Raw genomic sequence first — 19,317 nt, 5'->3', positions numbered from 1 at the left:
CGTGCCGCGGCCTGCTGAACTTCTCCTGGCAGGCCGCCTTTTTTTCACGAGTTACTCAGCGCAGTGGCGCAACTGTTTCATGTCTTTCAGGTGCAGTGTGTTTCCATCCATCTGCAACAGACCTTCTTTACGAAAGGAGGAAAGAACTCGGGTAACAGTTTCACGCGAGATGCCAGCCATGTGGCCCAGCTCTTCATGCGTGAGCGGCATGTGGAAGCGGACAGAGTTTGGGAAGCGACCGTTGTGATCGTCGTGTTCTCCAGCGAGTACAAGGCCGCCCCACTCCACCAGAACGCTGGCGAGTTTTGCGGATGCAGAACTGGAAAGCGCGAGACGCCGCGCGCTGAGGACTGCAGAGTCATACTCGCGTGCCATCGCCATGACGGAGTTGCGGCTGACTGCCTGAAACTCTTCCATGAACAACAGGAACTGCGTGCGCGGAATTGCTTTCACCTGGGTGGGCTCCAGCGTTTCTGCGGTGGCTTCGTAACGGCTGCGTTTGAGAGCAGCCGCTAGGCCGAGAACATCGCCCGGGCCAACGATACGCAGTAGCAACAAACGGCCATCGGGAGATGAGGTTGTGAGCTTGATGGTGCCGCGGCAGACCACGTATACCTGTTCCGGCGCGTAGCCTTCGCGCAGCACAGGTTCATGCGCGCCGAGCTGCATGAAGTGGCCCATACCGTCGAGCCTTTCAAGGGCGACGCGGTCCAGCGAACAGAAACAGTGCGGACCTTTCGTCTCGCATTGAAGGCAACTGCGGCGCAGCGGCATGGCACTCCCTGTCTTCCAGTGTATGGGAGTCGCAAAATTCCCGTAGCTGGGAACTCCCTATCTGAAGTAGTTTGGGACGGGGGAAACGACCATGTCTCGTGCGTTGCTTGCGGTTTTAATCAGTGCGGTGGCGTGCGGCAGTATGTGTGCGCAGGAAAATCCGGCGGCAAACATTCAGACGAATCACGCAGTTACGGAGGCAGATGGCACCGTCCGTATGCAACGCGTGATGCCTTTGCCCAAGGGACTTAGTCCGGAGGCGAAGGCGTGGTTGAGTCGTCCTGCTGGCGATGCGGATGTGCCGCAGACCCTGGAACAGCGCCGCACCATGCTGGATAAATCGCAGGCGCAGCATCGCGACATTCTGTTGAAGATGTTCGAGGTTACTGTTCGCGACAGTACAGTTGCCAATGTTCCGGTGCGCGAAGTTTTGCCGAAGGATATGAAGCATCCGGATCGCGTGCTGATCTGTTTACACGGCGGCGGATTCAATGCGGATTCTGGTTCGTACTCAGAATCAATCCCTGTTGCTGCGATGACGGGAAGCCGCGTGGTGAGCGTGCTTTATCGCATGGCGCCGGAGCATCCGTTTCCTGCAGGTGTGGATGATGTGGTTGCTGTGTATCGCGAGTTGTTGAAGAAGTATCGGGCGCAGCACATTGCAATCTTCGGCAGCAGTGCTGGTGCGGGATTGACGATGCAGGCTGCGGTGCGCATCAAGCAGTTGAAGTTGCCCATGCCTGCGGCGCTTGGTCCGTTCTCAGTGCCTGCTGCGATGGATGATGGTGGCGACTCGCGTTCGCTTTACAACACCGATGGTCTGCGCGGTTATGTGCCCATAGCCACTGGGAAGCTCGACAATGCGTATGTCGGTTCCACTGATCCGCGCGATACTGTGTTGTCACCTTTGTATGCGGATCTGCATGGCATGCCGCCTGCGCTTTTTCTCACGAGTGAGCGTGATCTTCTTCTGAGCAGTACGACGATGCTGCATCGTGCGTATCTTCGCGCGGGAAGTGATGGACGGTTAGTTGTGTTTGAAGCGCTGCCGCACTGCTTCTGGAATAACGCGTCGCTGCCTGAAACGCGCGAAGCGTGGAAGTACATGGCAGACTTCTTCAATCAGCAACTTTCGCATCCATAACAAGAGTGAGTATTCGCATTGGAACCGCAGGATGGACTCTGCCGAAGCAGAGCGCAGCCTTGTTTGCAGAAGAAGGCTCGCATCTTGAACGATATGCTTCGCGCTTGTCTTTTGTGGAAGTGAATAGTAGTTTTCATCGTCCGCATCGTCGCACCACGTGGGAGCGATGGGCGCGCAGCGTTCCGCAAGATTTTCGTTTTGCAGTGAAGATGCCAAAGAGCATTACGCATGAAACGAAGCTGGTAAACACGGGCGCGCTGCTTCTGCCGTTCTTTGACGAGATCAGCGGGCTGGGTGAAAAGCTTGGTCCTGTGCTGGTGCAACTGCCGCCGAAGCTGGCGTTTGAGGAAGGCACCGTGCGCGACTTCTTCGGCGTGCTTCGTGAACTGCGTACGGGCGACACAGTATGTGAGCCTCGTCATGCAAGCTGGTTTGGTGGTCGTGCTGATCGCCTGTTGCGCGAGTTTGATATTGCCCGCGTCGCAGCCGATCCATCGAAGGGATCGCCACGCGCCGCAGAACCTGCGGGCAGCGCGCATCTGCGTTACTGGCGGCTACATGGAGCGCCACGTACGTATTATTCGGACTACAGCGATGCGTTCCTGCAGGCCATTGCAGAGCGTGTGCGACAACAGCCTGAAACGCCTACGTGGGTTGTGTTTGATAACACGGCGCTCGGCCATGCCACGCCAAATGCGCTGCGTCTATGTGAACTTCTGCAGGTGATGTAGTCCGCGCAGAACGGCATGCGGTCCCACGTGCCATGAAGGGTTATTTCTATCACGCTGCCGCGACAGCGCTTCTGCTGCTGTTTCTCTCAATGGCTACACTTCTGATGCTGCGCGCTTAGGTGCTCAGCATCAGAAGGCACACAATGGGTTTAGCTCTCTTTGCGATAGAGCATGTTGCGGATGGTTTCGCGGCGTGCCGCGTCCATTTCAGACTTCTCTTTTCGCTGATCAGCGTCCATTTTTTCCTTCTGTGCTTCCATCTCTTCTTCGGTGCACTCAGGACAGCGATTGGCAAAGCCGGGCTTGTCCGGCTTGAGCTCAAATTCTTCACCACAGACGACGCAGGTTTTGATCGGGAACAACGGCATAACAGCTTTATTTTATCCAGCCGCAGGGGTAGTGCGTACGGGGTATTCATAGAGACTGACGTGGTATGGCGTACCTCCAAAGTGGTTTCTTAGACTGCCCAAGAGTCACAAGAATGGAACCCTCTCCCGCAATCGATTTCCTTGCCTTCGCCGAACACAGTGCAGACCTGGTCTGCCGCATCGGCTTGGATTACCGCACCTGCTATGTTTCGCCTGCATCGCGGAGCATTCTTGGTTTTGCGCCGGAAGAGATTTCCGGTCGTAGCGCAGCGGAAATTATTCATCCCGAAGATCTTCCAGCCGCGCTGGCAGCGGGCCAACGCCGCTTGCAGGGTGATGAGAGCCAGGCCACCGAGATGCGGGTCCGCAATCGGCAGGGCGAGTGGGTGTGGCTGGAGATGCGCGGTAGCGTTTTGCGCGATGCGGAAGGGACGCCGCTGGAGTTTCTTGTTATCTTCCGCGACATCTCTGAGCGCAAGAAGATGGAAATGCAGCTACAACGCTTGGCCATGACCGACGGTTTGACGGAGCTGCCCAATCGCCGCGCTTTTGATGAAGCGTTGGAACGCGAATGGCGTCGGGTTTTGCGCGAGGGAACGCAGGCTTCGCTGTTGCTGCTGGATGTGGATCACTTCAAAGGCTTCAATGATGAATACGGCCACGTTGCGGGCGATGACTGCCTTCGCGCTGTGGCGCATGCGGTGCGTGCGGTTACGAAACGTCCTGCCGACATGGTGGCTCGCTACGGTGGCGAAGAACTGGCTGTGATTCTGCCAGGGACCGATTTGCAGGGTGCATTGCATATGGCAGGACTCGTGCGTTGTGCGGTGGAAAGCCTTGATATTGCTCACGCTACGAATGAAGAAGGCCAAGGACGCGTGACTGTCAGCATTGGTGTGGCGACGGCGCTGTCTCGCGATGGTGGTCGGATGAAGATGCCAGAAAGTTTGCTGATGGCGGCCGATTCTGCGTTGTATAAGGCGAAGCTGCATGGCCGTAATCGCGTGGCCCATTCGCTGTTGGTGGCTTCGCGCGAGTTTGCTGAGACTGTGTAGTTTGTACTTCCGGACTGGCGCTCGAATACCTGGATTACGGCTGAAATTCACCAAAAAATCTTTACTGGACAACAATCTGCGCACAGGCGTACTGTGGCGCCGCTGGCTGGAAATTTCTCAGCGCAGCGGAGGTGAGTGTCATGGACGAGGTAAACGTCGGTGCGCTCGATATGTTCGTGCGCTTTCTGATTGGAATGGCGCTGTTCAGCCTGGCAACCCTGCTGACTGGAAACTGGCGCTGGCTTGCGCTACTGGGCTTTGTCCCGCTGCTCAGCGCGGCATACCGCTGGTGCCCACTGTGGGCTGCACTTGGTGTCTGCACATGTGAAGAGCAGCGACGGCTACGAGCTGCTCGCGCTGGGCACTAGGTTCCTGGAACAAACAAAGGCCGCTGCAGTGGCAGCGGCCTTTGTAGTTATGTATCCGAACTAACTGCGTACTGTTGTGCGCAGATGCAATTCGCGCATCTGCTGTTCGGTGGGGGTGCTGGGTGCTTCCACCATCAGGTCGACGGCCTTTGCGGTCTTCGGGAAGGCGATGACTTCGCGCAGTGAGGATGCGCCTGCGAGGAGCATCACGATGCGATCCAGGCCGAGGGCGATGCCGCCGTGCGGAGGAGTTCCGTACTCCAGCGCTTCCAGGAAGAAGCCGAAGCGTTCCTTTGCTTCTTCTTCTGACATGCCGAGTGAACGGAAGATTTCCGCCTGCACATCCTTGCGGTGGATACGGATGGAACCCGAACCAAGCTCGAGGCCGTTCAGCACTACGTCGTATGCGAGTGCGCGGACTACGCCCTTGTCGTTGAAGAGTGCGCCGCTCTTGATGTCGTCTTCGTGAGGAGCAGTGAACGGATGATGCGCGGCATCCCACGTCTTCTTCTCTTCGTTAAACTCGTACATCGGGAAGTCGGTGACCCAGAGGAAGCGATAGTCGTCCGCTGTGCCCTTCTTCTCAAACAGCTTGTGCTTGTCGGCGTACTTCTTCGCGAGTTCGAGACGCAGAGCGCCCACGCGCTTAGGAATCCACTGGCGATCGAAGTTCCACATCGCGGGCGTGCCCAGCTTCGGTGTGACAACGACAGCGAGATCGTCCGTGGTGAAGCTTTCGCCATTGAAAGCAATGGTGGTCGCGTTCAGATGCGAACCGATCTCTTCTGCCAGCGGCACGAACTGCTCTGCGGTGCGGAGGCGTACGAGGTCCAGCGCGTCCAGGCCGCAGTCGCCGAAGAACGAGCGAATCTCGCTGAGGAGTGATTTGCGTGCTGTGCTGCTGAGTTCGCCGACCTTGGGGATGACAAAGCCGTAGACCGGCAGGCCTTGTTCGATCTTCAGCGTCGTGCGCAGTTCGTCGGTCAGCACGGTGGACAGGTCTGCCATGTGCGGCAGGCGCATGTCCGGCTTGTCGATGCCGTACTTGCTGATGGCTTCGTCGTACGTCATGCGCAGGAAGGGGGTGTTGATCTTCTGTCCGGCAGCTTCAAACGCGGCGACGAGGAAACGCTCGGCCACGCCGAAGATTGTTTCCTGCGTGGGGAAGCTCACTTCAAGATCGATCTGTGTGAACTCAGGCTGGCGGTCTGCGCGCAGGTCTTCGTCGCGGAAGCAGCGCGCGATCTGGAAGTAGCGGTCAAAGCCGCTGACCATCAGAATCTGTTTGAAGATCTGCGGCGACTGCGGCAGCGCATAGAAGTGACCCGGATGCACGCGCGAGGGAACCAGATAATCGCGAGCGCCTTCCGGCGTGGAACGCGTCATGAAGGGCGTTTCAATCTCAAGGAAGCCTTCGCTGGAAAGCTGTGCACGAACTGCCTGGGCTACCTTGTGGCGCGTGAGGAAGTTGTGCTGCATCTCCGGGCGACGCAGATCGATGTAGCGATACTGCAGGCGCAGTTCTTCATTGCCGATGACGTCTTCCGCGGGGGAGAAGGGAGGTGTCTTCGCGTCGGAGAGCAACAGGAGTTCGGTGCAGACGACTTCAATGTCGCCCGTGGGCATGTTGGGATTGGTCAGGCCCTCGCCACGCACGCGGACGGTGCCCAGCGATGCCACCACAAATTCGGGGCGAGCGGCTTCGGCCTTGGCCAGCGTCTCCGCGCCGGAATTCGAGCGGTCAACCACGATCTGGGTGATGCCGCTGCGATCGCGCAGGTCAAGAAAGATCAGGTCGCCGTGGTCGCGGCGCCGGTTAATCCACCCCATCAGGGTGACGTTCTGTCCTGCGTCGGCTGCGCGCAGGTCTCCGCACATGTGTGTGCGCTGGTGTTGGCCGAGAAAATCGAGAGTCACGATGACCCTATTGTACGAAGTTTGGCGGACGCGGGCGGTGCTTCGGCCAATTGGAAGCTGACGTGACTGATTCTTTTGCCAGCTTTTCCATTCTTTCGTTCCGGTTACCGTCTTGGGGAAATGGTCGGATTCTCCAGATTTGGACGATTTGCCCTCTCCGCCTTGTTGTCGGTAAGCGGTGCAATACCGGCACAATCCGTCCTGCCAGATTCTCCCGGCACGGTTGTCCAGATGTCACGGCTTAATCCCGTCCGGTTCGCGCCTGAGCCTCTGTTTCCGATGGCGAGCAGGTCTAAGCAGCCGAATGTCACCTTGGCTCCCGGAGAGAAATTCCACTGGAAGGGACTGGTTCTGCAGTCCATGGGATTTTTGCTGCTGCAGCATAGCGTTCGCATCTCCATGGCCAACGAGCACGATATGCACCTGCTGGTGAACAAACCCTACTGGAGCGACTATTGGGCTTCGATTGATCAGTTCAACTGGCGTCGATGGAACGATGGCGATAGCTTTCCGGTGAATTATGTTGGGCATCCGATGGAAGGGGCCATCGCGAGCTATCTGGAAATCCAGAGCAATCCGCGCGACCGTGCCGTGAGGTTTGGAAACAATCGGCCTTACTGGATGAGCCGTTTGCGCGGAGCTGCCTGGGCGGCTGTCTACAGCACACAGTGGGAGCTGGGGCCGCTGGGCGAATCTGCCATCTTCAATCAAGGCGGTTTTACCTATCCCATTCAATGCGAACCGAACTGCGGGCCGAACTCCAAGTACACGAACAATACCGGATGGGTGGACCTGATCGTTACGCCGACGGTGGGAACGCTGTGGGTGGTGGGAGAGGATGTTCTGGACCGTTATGTGACCGATCCACTGGTACAGAGGCACCATGGGACGTTCCCGTTTCTACTGCTGCGCGCGGGAGCAAATCCTTCGCGCTCACTGGCGAATATTCTGCGCGGTCACTATCCCTGGTGGCGTGATTACGAGCATCCCGGTCAATACGATTCCGCGATGGTCCATGCCTTTCAAAGCGCTTTGGATAAGGAGCCGGTGGAGCGTGGGGACGTGTCTCTTTATTTTCAGTCGCAGTATCTGCGCACGAATCGTAATGGCTGCAGGGAGTGCAGGCGATGGGTGCGTGGTGGTGGAATCACTGTCGCGTTTCAACTGCGGCGTTATCTGGACGTGTATGGCGACTTCAACATGGCGCCGGATGCCAGCCCGGAGTCCAGTACGAATGTGGGTGGCAACATCAGCGAGGCCATGTTTGGGCTTCGCTCGGGCTATAACGGCAAGCGGTTTTCTGTGAAGGCGTCCATCGCACCGGGGTTCGTTAGCTATTCCAGAACGTCGGATAGCCCTCCTGGAACGCCTCCCGGAAACTATTTCCGCACGACGGATTTTGCCGCCACTGTGGGCATCAACGCTGATGTGAAGGTGGCGCACAACATGGGGCTTCGGTTTGAGGTTCACAACACGCTGATCCGATACAAGAGTCCGAATCGAGATCCGGAGGGCATTGGCACGCCGCCGTATCTTTACTTCCTGTCGCACGATAACTACATCAATTCGACGAACTGGGGTGTGCGTGTGGGGCCTGTGTGGCGATTCTGACAGGGCTTTTGCTTTAAGCGCCCAGACCCTTTTCCACCATGTCCAGCAGGCGTTTTCCGAACATCTGTGCGGTGGCTGCGTCGATGCCGCGCAGGGGGCCTTCCAGCATTAGCAGTGCCATGCCGTGCACCGTGGACCACGCGAGGAACTCCGCGCCCGGTCTGTCTTTGGGCTTCAGAATGCCTGCGGATAACATGCGATCGAGGGCCAGGGTTAACAACTGAAACGGGTTCAATCCGGTGGCGCCTGCATTTGCAGGATTTGGTGTCTCGAAGACGGGAGCGGGAACGCTGAAGGCCGTTTTGAACAGGCCAGGTTCGCTTAACGCGAAAGTCAGATAGCCCGTGCCCACGGCCCGTAGACTGCGCCGCGCGTAGCTCGCGGGATCTTTACCCGGGCGAAGGGTATTCATCTCTGCTTCAATGGCTACGGCTAATTTTGCAATGCACTCGGAACGAACTGCGGCCAGTAAGTCGTTCTGGTTTGCGAAGTGGCGGTATGCTGCATTCGGCACCACGCCTGCTTGTCGCGTGGCTTCGCGAAGAACAATTGCCTGCGGGCCACCCTGACGGGCCATTTCAAGGGCGGCGTCGAGCAGCGCACGACGAAGATCGCCGTGGCGAAACGTGTCGCGCACCCTGCTTTTTGCTGCTCGTTTTGCGGGGCTTCGTCGCGACTTCGATTCAGTTTTCGACATGATTGCTGAAACCAATTCTAAATCGAAGTTTCATCAAATCGCATGGACAAAAGACGCATCCGGTGGTTGAATGTGGACACCGTACACATGCGGTGAAATGAGGGAGCGGAAAATGGCAGGCAAGGCAGGATTCGTCTGGTATGAATTGACGGCCAGCGGCGACGTGGATGCCGCTGCAAAATTTTATGGCGATGTAGTGGGCTGGGACGTGCGCGATGCCGAGATGCCCGGCATGAAATATCTCCTCTTCGGCAAAGGCGGCAAGGATGTTGGCGGCATCATGAGCTGGAAATCCATTGGCATGGACAATCCCAGCGTGTGGAAGGCTCACATCTACACACCGGATGTCGATGCAGAAGCAGAAGCCGTCAAACGTGACGGCGGCACGGTACATCGTCCCCCGCAGGACATTCCCAACATCGGTCGTTTTGCCGTCGTTTCTGATCCGCAGGGCGTGGAATACATGCTGTTTCAGCCTTCCCGGGAGTACGCGCCGCCTCGCCTGGCACAGAATGAAGTGGGCAACGTCGGCTGGCACGAACTCGTGACGACAGACTGGGAAAAAGCATGGGACTTCTATTCCAAGCATTACGGCTGGGAAAAAGACTTTGCCATGGATATGAAGGAGATGGGCCTGTACCAGACCTTCCGCATCGACACGGACCGTTACACCGGTGCCATGATGACTCTGCCTCCTGATGGCAGCATGGGGCCCGCGCGGTGGACGTACTACTTCCAGGTGGAAGATGTGGACGCGGCAGTGCCGAAAATCGAAGCAGGTGGCGGCACGATCACGCTACCTCCTATGGATGTTCCCGGTGGATCGCGCGTCCTGCAGGCAATCGATCCGCAGGGTGGCCACTTTGCGTTGGTGTCGACGAAGAGCTAAAGGTCCTTTGGTTGCCAAAGAGAAAAGGGTCGCGATGATTTATCGCGACCCTTTTTCTGGCTGATAGAGGATCAGTAGCCGTCCGCCTTGCCGTATGGCTTGCGTGTGTCGTGGCCTCCGAGTAGCTCGCCGGTTTTCGGATCGACGGCAATCAACTCGCTATCGCCCCATACGCCGGGATTCTTTTCGTCGAACTCACCGGAACGCTTGATGACATAACCGCTTGCCTTCAAGGCGTCTGCTGCCGCGGCCGGGAACTTCTTCTCTACCTGAAGTTCGTCGGGCAGGTACTGATGGTGGAAGCGTGGAGCGTCCGCTGCTTCCTGGATGTTCAGACCGTTATCCAGCACGCTAATCATGTCGTTGGCGACGGTGGTGATGATCGTTGGTCCACCGGGCGATCCAAGCACCAACCTCACTTTGCCGCTTTTGGTGACGATTGTTGGCGTCATTGCGGAGAGTGGCCGCTTATACGGTGCGATGGAGTTATTCGGTCCCTGAATTAGCCCAAATCCGTTGGGCACGCCGACCTTGCTGGTGAAGTCGTCCATCTCGTCGTTCATGACAATGCCTGCGTCCTTAATGACGACGCCGGAACCGAAATAGAAGTTGAGCGTGTAGGTGTTGGAGACGGCGTTTCCATCGGCATCGACGACGCTGAAGTGAGTGGTCTGCGTGCTCTCGTGCTTGTCGGTCTGCTTCGGCGGCTCCGGCATGAAGCCTGCGGGACGGATGAGGTCTTTGGATGCTGTGGGCTTTGCAGGGTCGATGGTCTTGCGCCACGCCTTGGCGTACTTCATGTCGGCCATTTGCTTGAGGGGCATGGTGGTGAAGTCGGGATCGCCCAGGTAGTCTGCGCGGTCCATGAAGGCGCGACGGTAGGCTTCGGTGATGATGTGCACTTGTCCCGGCGAACGGTCAGCGCCGAGCTTCTTCAGGTCATAGCCGGTGAGGATGTTCAGGACTTCCTGCAACACGATGCCGCCACTCGAAGGCGGAGGCGCCGTCATGAACTTGTAGCCGTGATATTTGCCTTCGAGGGGGACGCGATCCTTCACCTTGTAGGCGGCAAGGTCAGCTTTGGTGATGTTGCCGTTATGTGCGGCCATGTCTGCGGCAATCGCATCGGCGATGCTGCCTTTGTAAAAGTCGTCAGGGTTATTGGAGATGCGTTCCAGCGTGGCGGCAAGGTCCGTGAGCTTGATGAGTTCGCCGGGCTGGTAGAAGTTGCCGTCGCGCTGGTAGATGCGGTGGCCTTCCGGGTTATCCATAAGGACCTTGGTCTGCCACAGCGCGAGTTCTACGCTGGATGCGGTGAAGCCGTCGCGAGCAAGGCGAATGGCGGGCTGCATGACGGCCTTGAGGCCGAGCTTGCCGAAGTGCGCTTCAGCGTAGGCCATGCCTGCAACCGTGCCGGGAACGCCGCTGGCGTGATAGCCGTGGGTGCTCATGCCCTTGATGACGTTGCCGTCCTTATCGAGATACATGTCACGTAAAGCAGCTGCGGGAGCTTCTTCGCGATAGTCGATGAAGTGCGGCTTGCCGTCGCCGAGTTTTTTGCTGCCGTGTTTGTGGCCGGGACGGATGAGCATGAAGCCGCCGCCACCGATATTGCCTGCTACCGGATACACCACAGCCAACGCAAACGCCACGGCTACGGCGGCATCCACAGCGTTACCACCCTGCTTGAGAACTTCAACGCCAGCGTCCGTTGCCAGATGGTGAATGCTGACGACCATTGCGTGTTGCGTACGGACGGGGGGAGGCGTGGGCGAAACCTGCGCCACCAGCGCGGAAAACGGCGAAACGGCAACAGCCAGGGAGACGCATGCGGCAATGCAACGAGCCTTCATCGGTCTTGGAAGCACCTCAGCAATGGATGGGATTGGTTCTGAGCATATCGCGAGTACACAGTCCCCGCGCTTTTTCAGTGGCGAAACATGCCACTTCTACGCTTACAGTAGTGAAACGCAACGCCACTCTTTGAATGTCTGCAAGGGAACATACGTTTCGTGCCTGGCACTTTTGACCTTTGGACTGTGTTGTTCTCATTCACCATTGCCTCGCTTGCGGGGTTTGTGGCGTTTGAATCCATGGAGCACACCCGTTTCAGCCCGCAGCCGGCGGTCTGGACGTTTGTGAGCGGCCTTACTTTGGGCCTTGGCATCTGGTCCATGCACTTTGTGGGTATGTTGGCATGGCAGCCGCCCTTTCCTCTGTATTACTCAATCGTCCCCACGGTGATCAGCGTGGTTGTGGCGATCCTGTCGTCGTGGCTGGCCATTTATCTGACTGTCAGCGATCGCACTAGTTCCCGCAGCATTGTGATTGGATCGTTTGTGGTGGGCGCGGGCATCTGCGCGATGCACTACATCGGCATGGATGCGCTGAGGTTCTCAGAGCCGGTTACGTGGAGCTTTCCCGGTGTTGCGCTGTCTTTTGTGATCGCGGTGTTTGCTTCGCTGGGCGCGATGGCCATGCTGCGTCACAGCGGTACTTTCAGCGTGGGCCGCCAGGTAGCGGCTTCGCTGGTCATCGGCATTGCGATCTGCGGGATGCATTACACGGGCATGTTGGCCATGATGTTGCCGGCGGGTGCTGTATCGGTCCAGCAGTCGCATGATTTTTCGGGAGCGTCGCTGGCGCGCGTTGGTGTGGGGAATGCGCTGGTCTTCATGGCGTGTCTGCTGGTTGTCTTCTATCGCGATAAGGTGCGGCTGGTTAAAAGCACATCAGAGGCACAACGGCAGGCTCTTGCTGCAGAACGCACAGCCGAACGCATGGGGGCGGCGGGACGCATTGCCGCATCCATTGCGCACGAGATCAATAATCCGCTCGAAGCTGTGACCAACCTGCTCTATCTTGCGGAGAATGGAACCATCGGCATGCAGGAGCGGAAGTATCTGCAATCTGCTCAGGACGAGCTTCGCCGTATCGCCGAAATCACCACGCACACCTTGAAGTTCTACCGTCAGCCCACCGGCCCGGCGCAGACCTCGTTGGTGGAACTGATGGAGTCCACTCTGGCTGTGTTCCAGAATCGGTTGGAGAAGCATCACATCACGGTTGCACGTGACTGGAATCCGATGACGCCGTCGATCTACTGCCGCTCAGGAGAGATCAGGCAGGTGCTGGCGAATCTGGTCGGAAATGCCATCGATGCGATGCATGCGCATGGGGGAAGGCTGAGTCTGAAGATCTCGCCCTCGGCTGCTGGTGGTGGCGAAATCCTGGTGTCCGATACGGGGAGCGGTATCTCGGTCGAGGACCAGCGGCGCATCCTGGAACCCTTCTTTACGACCAAGGGAGCCGCGGGTACGGGGCTGGGCCTTTCGATCTGCGCGGAGATCGTTCAGCGGCACGGTGGAACCATGACCCTGGAAAGCAGTACGAGGCCCGGTCAGAGCGGCACCACCTTCCACATTGTGCTGCCAGCGCAGATGCCTGCCGATCCGGGTAAAGCCTGATTTGTCAAAGGCATGAGCCGTTATAGTGCTAATGCAAATTGGGTTTTGGCTTTTGAGGGAATTCTTGGTCGGAATCACCCTTGACCCCACCCCTGATTCACGATATTCTTGTCAGGTTTGGCGCATCTGGCGCATGGCTGTGGGGCATCCGGCCGCGTCGTGGTGGGATCTGGTAGAAAAGATCACTCCGCATCGCCTCTCATATTGAGCTCATGGTGTTTCAGGCGCACCGGCAACACGGCCGGGCGTGGAGGTTTGTGATGTACGCAGTGATTCGTACCGGTGGAAAGCAGTACCGTGTCGCCCCCGGCGACACCCTGAAGATTGAAACGGCAGCACACAACGACGGCGCGATCGAGTTCGCAGACGTCCTGGCTGTCAGCGCCGAAGAAGGCAAGTTTGAGCAGGAACTGGGTGGAGCCAAGGTGCTGGCTTCCGTTGTTGGCGAAGGCCGCGGCGACAAGATCCTGGTCTTCCACTACAAGCGTAAGAAGCAGTACAAGAAGCTGCAGGGCCACCGCCAGAACTTCGTTGAAGTAAAGATCAACGAGATCCTGGTGAACGGCAAGAGCTTCAAGGCCGAGAGCAAGTAAGCCCTCGACCCCTGCGTTCGATTTTGGTAGTTCGCCGCGTCAGCGGCACAATATTTCTGAAGATTCGCGGACCACGTCGCTGAATGACGATGGCAACCGCAACGAGGCAAAGCAATGGCACATAAAAAAGGTGGCGGTTCCTCTTCCAACGGTCGTGACTCCAACGCGCAGCGCCTGGGCGTGAAGGCCTTCGCTGGCGAGTTGGTCACGGGTGGCAGCATCATCGTGCGTCAGCGTGGCACACCGCTCAAGGCTGGTCTGAACGTCGGTCGCGGCAAGGATGACACCCTGTTCGCCAAGGTTGGCGGACGCGTGATCTTCTCCGATCGCGGCAACCACGGCCGCTTTGTCTCCATCGAGCCGGCTGCTTAAGCGCAGTCTCACTAATTTGTGAAAAGCCCTGCTTCGGCAGGGCTTTTCTGCGTTGGTGGATAGGCGTCGCAGTTCGTGTGAATGCGCGACTTCCCGTGTATCAATCGGCGGTGGCGTGGTCTACGTGATCGATGATGAGGGACGGGACTGGGCGTTCGGAGGGCTTGAGTATCAGGCCCATCTGTTTTTTCAGAGCTGTTGCGAAGGTGTCGCCCTGAGTTTCGTTGGTACCCATAAGCGGCGAAAAGTCGATGGTCGCGTTCCACTGGCCGGGTAAGTTGGTGTCGTCGACGATAGGACCACGCTTTTGTCCACCCATGTAGTGGCCGAGGCCGCTGAGAGTGTCGGCGATCTGTGGCATGGTTTGGCCGGTGAAGGCCATGTGGACCATGCCGTCTTTCCAGCGGAAGTCACTGATGCAGTTCGCGGGCTGTTGCTGGCAGGTGCCTCTAAAGGGTGCAAGGTTGGTTGAAGTGCCGGCCTGCTGCAGGAGCAGGACGGGCATGGTGCGATTGTCCCAATGTGCGGCGAGTGCGAAGCGTTCTTTGAGGAGGGCCTGGAGCATGAGCCGCAGGTCGGCGAGCGTTGTGCCTTCGGGGATGCGGGCGGTGAGGTGGTACTCCTGCTTCATTCCCCACAGCGGGAGTTGTGACATGAGTGCGTCATGCATGCCGCTGTTGGAGACGGAGTAGGAGGTGACGATCATCTCGAAGAGGTTGAGATCGATGGTGAGGAGCGAAGGCGCTTTCCAGATGCCCGGGTGCGTGGCATCGAGGACGTCAAGCTGGGTGTAATCGGGCTTTGCACCTTCTGGCAGCAGGCGCAGCGAGGCGGCCTCAAAGGTTTGTGCAGCGCAGCTCATGCTGATGCATAGAAGCAGGGTGAGTATGAGTCGCAAGAGTGGCTCCGTGGCCAGCACTAACTAAAAACACTATTCACTGCACGATACGCGATCGCACATGAAGAGCAAATTACGGAACCGTTGGAAAGCCCACCAGGTTCGCTCGCATGGATTTTCGGTCGGGACGCACTCTGAACTTATCGAAACAGAGCAGTCGCAAGATCGAATCGGGCCGAAGATACCAGCTCGCCCAGCTCAGTGGCGACTCTCCGTTCGCATCTCGAGCATCCACTCTGGCGCCATGTTTGAGGAGCAGCTCGATGGTGTCTTCGCATCCAAAGGCGGCGGCACGATGCAACGGTGTTTCGCCCTTTGTTCTGGCATCGCGCATAAAACCTTCTGTCTCCACACCGTTCTTCGTGGCTACATTCGGGTTTGCGCCGCTGTAGAGCAGTACCTCCAGCACGCGGTCGTGCCGGACGCGATCCGTTGTGCACAATGTGCTGTGAAGGGGGCTCTCGCCGGTTCGGATATCGATGAAATTCGGGTCGGCTCCTTGCTCAAGGAGGAATTTACATAACCTCCAGTGCCCATGGAAGCATGCTCCATTCAGGTCAAAGTTTTCGCCCAAAGAAGTCAGGCTTGCACCTTTGGAGAGCAGGTATCGCATCGCGCTGACATCTCCGTAGTAAGAGCACCACTGAAGAAGAGAGACTCCGCTTTCATCCTCACTATTCGGATCAGCAGCCGCTTCGATCAGCTTGAATATCAGGTCCGTTCGTCCAGCTGCAAAATCCCGCAGCGTTGAGGTGAGCTTGTCGTCCATGTTGCCCTCCCGCGGAAAGAATACGCCCGGCTTGATCACAGGAAGACATAGAAGTTTCCAAGGGCAAACAATCCACGGAACCACAGCTCAATATTTCGCGTATCGAATAGGGAGGTTGGCCAATCCATGCGACTTTCCACCTGTGCGCTCGTTCTTGCGCTTGCTGTTCCGGCGCTGCACGCGCAGAGGCAGCCCATTCGTATTGAGGTCGCAGCGGTTCACCCTCATAAACTGACTGGCGATGATCCTTCGAATCGGCAGATCATTGGAGGACGTTTTGTTGCCACGGCTACGTCGGTGCAGACGCTGATTCGTTCGGCGTTTGGCATTGATCCGAAGGCGATTGTGAATGCGCCTGCCTGGACGGAAAGCGAACTCTTCGACATGCAGGCCACCATTGCCGACCATGCGGAGATTACTAACCCGGAACAGTTTCAGCAGCTCATCCTCTCGCTGCTGCAGGATCAGTTTGATTTCCGTTTTCACCGGGATCAGCGCGAAGGTCCTGTCTACTGGCTCGTGCTCGACAAGCCCGGTAAAACGGGGCCGGCGTTGAAGGAAACGAAGCCCGGCACTCCCATGAACATGAGCATGAATGGTGACCGCCGCATTGATATGCGCGTGACCAACGCCTCCATGAATGACTTCGCGAAATCGATTCAGAAGCGGGCGGGCCGCACCATTGAGGACCACACGGGCCTTACCGGAAGGTATGACCTTCAGATTCGCTGGGCCACCGATCCGTCACCGGAATCGGATGACCCAACACTCTTTGCCGTGATTCGTGAGCAGCTTGGCCTTCGCTTGCAGCCAGCGAAAGGTCCTATCGACGTGATTGTTGTCGATAACGTGACTCACCCTGCTTCTGAATAACTAATGCGGTAGCTCTTGCGTTCCGTCGATGGTGAAGGCCGCTGTTTGTGCGGTTGTTGTGGCGCGTGCGTCTTTGGGCTGCCCTCCGCCAATGGCAATGGAGTAGCTGCCCGGCTGAACGGCGCGTATGCCTTGTGCATCCACTTCAGAAAGCTGTCGTGGCGAAAGCGTGAAGGTGATTTTCTTCGCTTCACCCGGCTTAAGTGAAACGCGCTGGAAGCCTTCGAGCTGCTGCTTCGGCGAGAGTCCGCCGTTACCGTCTGCAGGTGGCAGAAGGTAAAGCTGCGCTACTTCTTCACCGGCTACTTTGCCGGTGTTCTTCACTGTTACTTCAGCGGTGAGTGGCTCACCTGCTTTCAGCTTCGCAGTGGACAGCTTCAGCCCGGAGTAGGCGAAGCGCGTGTAGCTCAGGCCATAGCCGAAGCCATACAGCGGTGCTCCCGTGAAGTAACGGTAGGTGCGGTTCTTCATGGAGTAGTCGTCGAACGCGGGTAGATCGCTTTCGGCCTTGTAGAACGTCACCGGCAAGCGGCCGCTGGGATTGTTCTTGCCCGTCAACGTGTCGGCGATGGCGCGCGCACCGGCTTCTCCGGGATACCAGGCTTCCAGCACGGCGTTGGCGTGTTCATCCGCGAAGTTCACGGCGAGTGCCGAACCGTTCAGCAGCACGACGATGGTTGGTTTGCCGGTGGCGACGATCTGTTTCAGTAGCTCGTCCTGCGATGCGGGAAGGTTGATGTCAGAACGGTCGCCACCTACGAATCCCGGAAGCTTTACCGGCATCTCTTCACCTTCGAGGTCAGGCGACAGGCCCAACATGGCGATTACGAGATCCGCCTGCTTCGCAGTGGCGATGGCTTCGGGAAGCAACGTCTCTGGTTTGGGTGACCACTCGAGGCGAATGCCTGAACCGGCGGATGCAGAGTCGCGCGAGAACTCGATGGTGATGCTGTGTTCCTGCTTGGCGTCGTCAAAGGTGATCTGGAATGCGCCGGGACGGTTGGGGCGGTCGACTTCCGGAAGGCCAGTGGTGCCGTTGATGCGACCACCGGGAGCGACGGGCGCCTGCCGCTTCAGTTCGGTGACCTGCTTGCCATCCACTGTGACGGTGTATCCCTGTGCCGGTCCGCAGCCGCGGCAACGACCCGTCTTCACCAGGAACTCATACGTGCCAGCGGCCGGTGCGCTGATGGTGCCGCTCCACCGCACGGCGAACGGACCATTCGGAGCGGTGCGCAGCGGACTGACGCCGGACCAGTCAAAGTTCAATTCGGGATCAACACGTGTGATAACGGGCGAGCCGCTGAAGCTGGCCGAGGTGAAGTATTCGGCCTTCAGTCCATGTTCCTGCGAGCCTTTGGCGGGGTGGAGCATGGTGCGCGAGACCGGCATTGCGAAGCCCGCGACATACGGCGCACCGGGCGCATACAGCACGCGGCTGCCGCTCAAAGAGGTGCGCAACGCGTCGACGGGCATTACCGGATCATGTGGCTGACCGTTGTAGTTGCCTTCCAGTGACGACAGAGCGGCACCGTTGGGACCAATGACGGCGACCGTCTTGTACTTGCCGGCGCGCAGGGGAAGAATGCCATCGTTCTTCAGCAGCACCATCGACTCTTCTGCAGCGCGTTTTGCTACAGCTTCATTCGCAGGCGAGTTCACGGCGCTGAAGGGAATCTGCGCGTAGGGAACCATCGATGGCGGATCAAAGAGTCCGAGGCGGATGCGTGCTTCGAAGAGTCGGCGCAGACTTACGTCGATGTCCGACTCCTTGATGAGTCCAGCCTTCACTGCGGCGTCCAGTTTCTTGTACGTTCCACCGCAGTTGGTATCGGTACCTGCAAGCAGGGCGGTCTTGTCTGCGTGTTCCGCGTCGGGATCGGTCTTGTGGCCGTAGCTGCGATAGAAATCGTCAATGGCGCCGCAGTCGGAGGTGACGAAACCCTGGAACTTCCAGTCCTTGCGAAGGATTTCTACGAGGAGCATCTTGCTGCCGCATGCTGGCTCGCCGTCGATGCGGTTGTAGGCGCACATGATGGAGTCAGCCTTGGCATCCACAATGGCTGCACGGAACTGCGGCAGATAGGTGTCCCACAGATCATGCGGCGAGGGCTGCACGTCAAAGCGGTGGCGGCTCTCCTCCGGGCCGGAGTGCACGGCAAAGTGCTTCGGTGTTGCGATCACCTTGTAGTACTTGGGATTGGTGCCCTGCAGACCCTCGACGAAGTTCACGCCGAGCTGCGCGGTCAGGTGCGGGTCTTCGCCGTATGTCTCCTGGCCGCGTCCCCAGCGGGGATCGCGAAAGATGTTGATGTTCGGTGACCAGAACGTGAGGCCGAAGTAAATGTCGTGATTGTTGCGACGCAGAGCTTCGTTGTTCTTGGCGCGCGCTTCGGTGGAGATAACGTCGCCGATGTTCTTCAGCAGCGGCGCGTCCCATGTGGCGGCCATGCCGATGGCTTGCGGAAACATGGTCGCGTAACCGGAGCGTGCGACACCGTGCAACGCTTCATTCCAGTAGTCGTATGCAGGGACGTTGAGCCGAGGGATTGCAGCGGCACCGTTGACCATCTGCGCAGCCTTCTCCTCCAACGTCATGCGGCCCATCAGGTCTGCGGCGCGCTGCTCGGGCGAGAGAGAGGGGTTCTGATAAGCCGGTTGCTGGGCTTTCGCAGAGAGGACGGTTGTGAAAACAAGTGCCGCGATCAAGCGTCGCATCGGATCTGCTCCGGAGGTTCAGGTGAAGGTAGGTTCGCCCTGAAGGATAGCCGGAAGGGGGTGGCTGTGGCAA

At 58.1% G+C, this 19,317-nt stretch carries 18 protein-coding genes; 10 read left to right on the top strand and 8 right to left on the bottom strand.

The window, feature by feature from the left end:
* Positions 1 to 51 precede the first annotated feature (51 nt).
* Complete coding sequence (locus tag BLT38_RS14445; RefSeq protein ID WP_231966516.1) at positions 52 to 681, bottom strand: Crp/Fnr family transcriptional regulator; 630 nt, start codon at positions 679 to 681, stop codon at positions 52 to 54.
* A 184-nt stretch (positions 682 to 865) separates the two neighbouring features.
* Between BLT38_RS14445 and BLT38_RS14440 the strand changes: the two genes are divergently transcribed.
* Together BLT38_RS14440 and BLT38_RS14435 are read left to right on the top strand one after the other, a co-directional pair.
* Positions 866 to 1,918, top strand: a complete 1,053-nt coding sequence (locus BLT38_RS14440) for an alpha/beta hydrolase (RefSeq protein WP_083345808.1) — start codon at positions 866 to 868, stop codon at positions 1,916 to 1,918.
* 5 nt (positions 1,919 to 1,923) lie between these two features.
* Positions 1,924 to 2,649: a DUF72 domain-containing protein gene (locus BLT38_RS14435; RefSeq protein WP_156785142.1), complete on the top strand. Its 726-nt coding sequence runs from the start codon at positions 1,924 to 1,926 to the stop codon at positions 2,647 to 2,649.
* 149 nt (positions 2,650 to 2,798) lie between these two features.
* Here the strand turns inward: BLT38_RS14435 and BLT38_RS14430 are convergent, their stop codons facing one another.
* The gene (locus BLT38_RS14430) at positions 2,799 to 3,017 is read right to left on the bottom strand and encodes a hypothetical protein (RefSeq protein ID WP_047490226.1); all 219 of its coding nucleotides are present in this window, start codon (positions 3,015 to 3,017) and stop codon (positions 2,799 to 2,801) included.
* A 113-nt stretch (positions 3,018 to 3,130) separates the two neighbouring features.
* Between BLT38_RS14430 and BLT38_RS14425 the strand changes: the two genes are divergently transcribed.
* Both BLT38_RS14425 and BLT38_RS14420 read left to right on the top strand, forming a co-directional pair.
* Positions 3,131 to 4,072: a GGDEF domain-containing protein gene (locus BLT38_RS14425; protein WP_083345807.1), complete on the top strand. Its 942-nt coding sequence runs from the start codon at positions 3,131 to 3,133 to the stop codon at positions 4,070 to 4,072.
* Between the two features lie 140 nt (positions 4,073 to 4,212).
* Positions 4,213 to 4,440 carry a YgaP family membrane protein gene (locus BLT38_RS14420; RefSeq protein ID WP_083345806.1) on the top strand — a complete coding sequence of 76 codons (228 nt, stop codon included), beginning with the start codon at positions 4,213 to 4,215 and terminating at the stop codon, positions 4,438 to 4,440.
* 60 nt (positions 4,441 to 4,500) lie between these two features.
* Here the strand turns inward: BLT38_RS14420 and aspS are convergent, their stop codons facing one another.
* Entirely contained in the window at positions 4,501 to 6,357 is a 1,857-nt protein-coding gene (gene aspS, locus BLT38_RS14415; RefSeq protein ID WP_269456821.1) for an aspartate--tRNA ligase, read from the bottom strand.
* A gap of 279 nt (positions 6,358 to 6,636) precedes the next feature.
* Between aspS and BLT38_RS14410 the strand changes: the two genes are divergently transcribed.
* Positions 6,637 to 7,968, top strand: a complete 1,332-nt coding sequence (locus tag BLT38_RS14410) for a hypothetical protein (RefSeq protein ID WP_083345804.1) — start codon at positions 6,637 to 6,639, stop codon at positions 7,966 to 7,968.
* A 13-nt stretch (positions 7,969 to 7,981) separates the two neighbouring features.
* Here the strand turns inward: BLT38_RS14410 and BLT38_RS14405 are convergent, their stop codons facing one another.
* Entirely contained in the window at positions 7,982 to 8,605 is a 624-nt protein-coding gene (locus tag BLT38_RS14405) for a TetR/AcrR family transcriptional regulator (protein WP_231966514.1), read from the bottom strand.
* Positions 8,606 to 8,777: 172 nt separating this feature from the next.
* Between BLT38_RS14405 and BLT38_RS14400 the strand changes: the two genes are divergently transcribed.
* The gene (locus BLT38_RS14400; RefSeq protein WP_083345802.1) at positions 8,778 to 9,554 is read left to right on the top strand and encodes a VOC family protein; all 777 of its coding nucleotides are present in this window, start codon (positions 8,778 to 8,780) and stop codon (positions 9,552 to 9,554) included.
* A gap of 71 nt (positions 9,555 to 9,625) precedes the next feature.
* Here the strand turns inward: BLT38_RS14400 and ggt are convergent, their stop codons facing one another.
* Positions 9,626 to 11,407, bottom strand: a complete 1,782-nt coding sequence (ggt, locus tag BLT38_RS14395; RefSeq protein ID WP_083345801.1) for a gamma-glutamyltransferase — start codon at positions 11,405 to 11,407, stop codon at positions 9,626 to 9,628.
* 159 nt (positions 11,408 to 11,566) lie between these two features.
* On the opposite strand from ggt, the gene BLT38_RS14390 reads away from it, so the two are divergent.
* The 3 genes from BLT38_RS14390 (at position 11,567) to rpmA (ending at position 13,986) form a co-directional block, all read left to right on the top strand.
* On the top strand, positions 11,567 to 13,021 hold the full coding sequence (locus BLT38_RS14390) for an MHYT domain-containing protein (protein ID WP_083345800.1): 1,455 nt from the start codon (positions 11,567 to 11,569) through the stop codon (positions 13,019 to 13,021).
* Positions 13,022 to 13,281: 260 nt separating this feature from the next.
* Positions 13,282 to 13,614, top strand: coding sequence for a 50S ribosomal protein L21 (gene rplU, locus BLT38_RS14385; RefSeq protein ID WP_083345799.1), 333 nt, complete (start codon positions 13,282 to 13,284; stop codon positions 13,612 to 13,614).
* Between the two features lie 114 nt (positions 13,615 to 13,728).
* Complete coding sequence (gene rpmA, locus BLT38_RS14380) at positions 13,729 to 13,986, top strand: 50S ribosomal protein L27 (protein WP_047490196.1); 258 nt, start codon at positions 13,729 to 13,731, stop codon at positions 13,984 to 13,986.
* 100 nt (positions 13,987 to 14,086) lie between these two features.
* On the opposite strand, the gene BLT38_RS14375 is transcribed toward rpmA, so the two are convergent.
* Positions 14,087 to 14,884 (bottom strand): TIGR03435 family protein, encoded by a 798-nt coding sequence (locus BLT38_RS14375; RefSeq protein ID WP_172838286.1) that lies wholly within the window; start codon positions 14,882 to 14,884, stop codon positions 14,087 to 14,089.
* A gap of 73 nt (positions 14,885 to 14,957) precedes the next feature.
* Complete coding sequence (locus BLT38_RS14370) at positions 14,958 to 15,653, bottom strand: ankyrin repeat domain-containing protein (RefSeq protein WP_156785141.1); 696 nt, start codon at positions 15,651 to 15,653, stop codon at positions 14,958 to 14,960.
* 126 nt (positions 15,654 to 15,779) lie between these two features.
* Between BLT38_RS14370 and BLT38_RS14365 the strand changes: the two genes are divergently transcribed.
* Positions 15,780 to 16,526, top strand: a complete 747-nt coding sequence (locus BLT38_RS14365; protein ID WP_083345796.1) for a TIGR03435 family protein — start codon at positions 15,780 to 15,782, stop codon at positions 16,524 to 16,526.
* Here the strand turns inward: BLT38_RS14365 and BLT38_RS14360 are convergent, their stop codons facing one another.
* The gene (locus BLT38_RS14360) at positions 16,527 to 19,244 is read right to left on the bottom strand and encodes a glycoside hydrolase family 3 C-terminal domain-containing protein (protein ID WP_083345795.1); all 2,718 of its coding nucleotides are present in this window, start codon (positions 19,242 to 19,244) and stop codon (positions 16,527 to 16,529) included. It abuts the gene before it with no gap.
* Positions 19,245 to 19,317 lie beyond the last annotated feature (73 nt).

The sequence above is a fragment of the Terriglobus roseus genome (assembly GCF_900102185.1).
Taxonomy (GTDB): Bacteria; Acidobacteriota; Terriglobia; order Terriglobales; family Acidobacteriaceae; genus Terriglobus; species Terriglobus roseus_A.
This window is presented reverse-complemented; position numbering and strand designations above follow the sequence as displayed.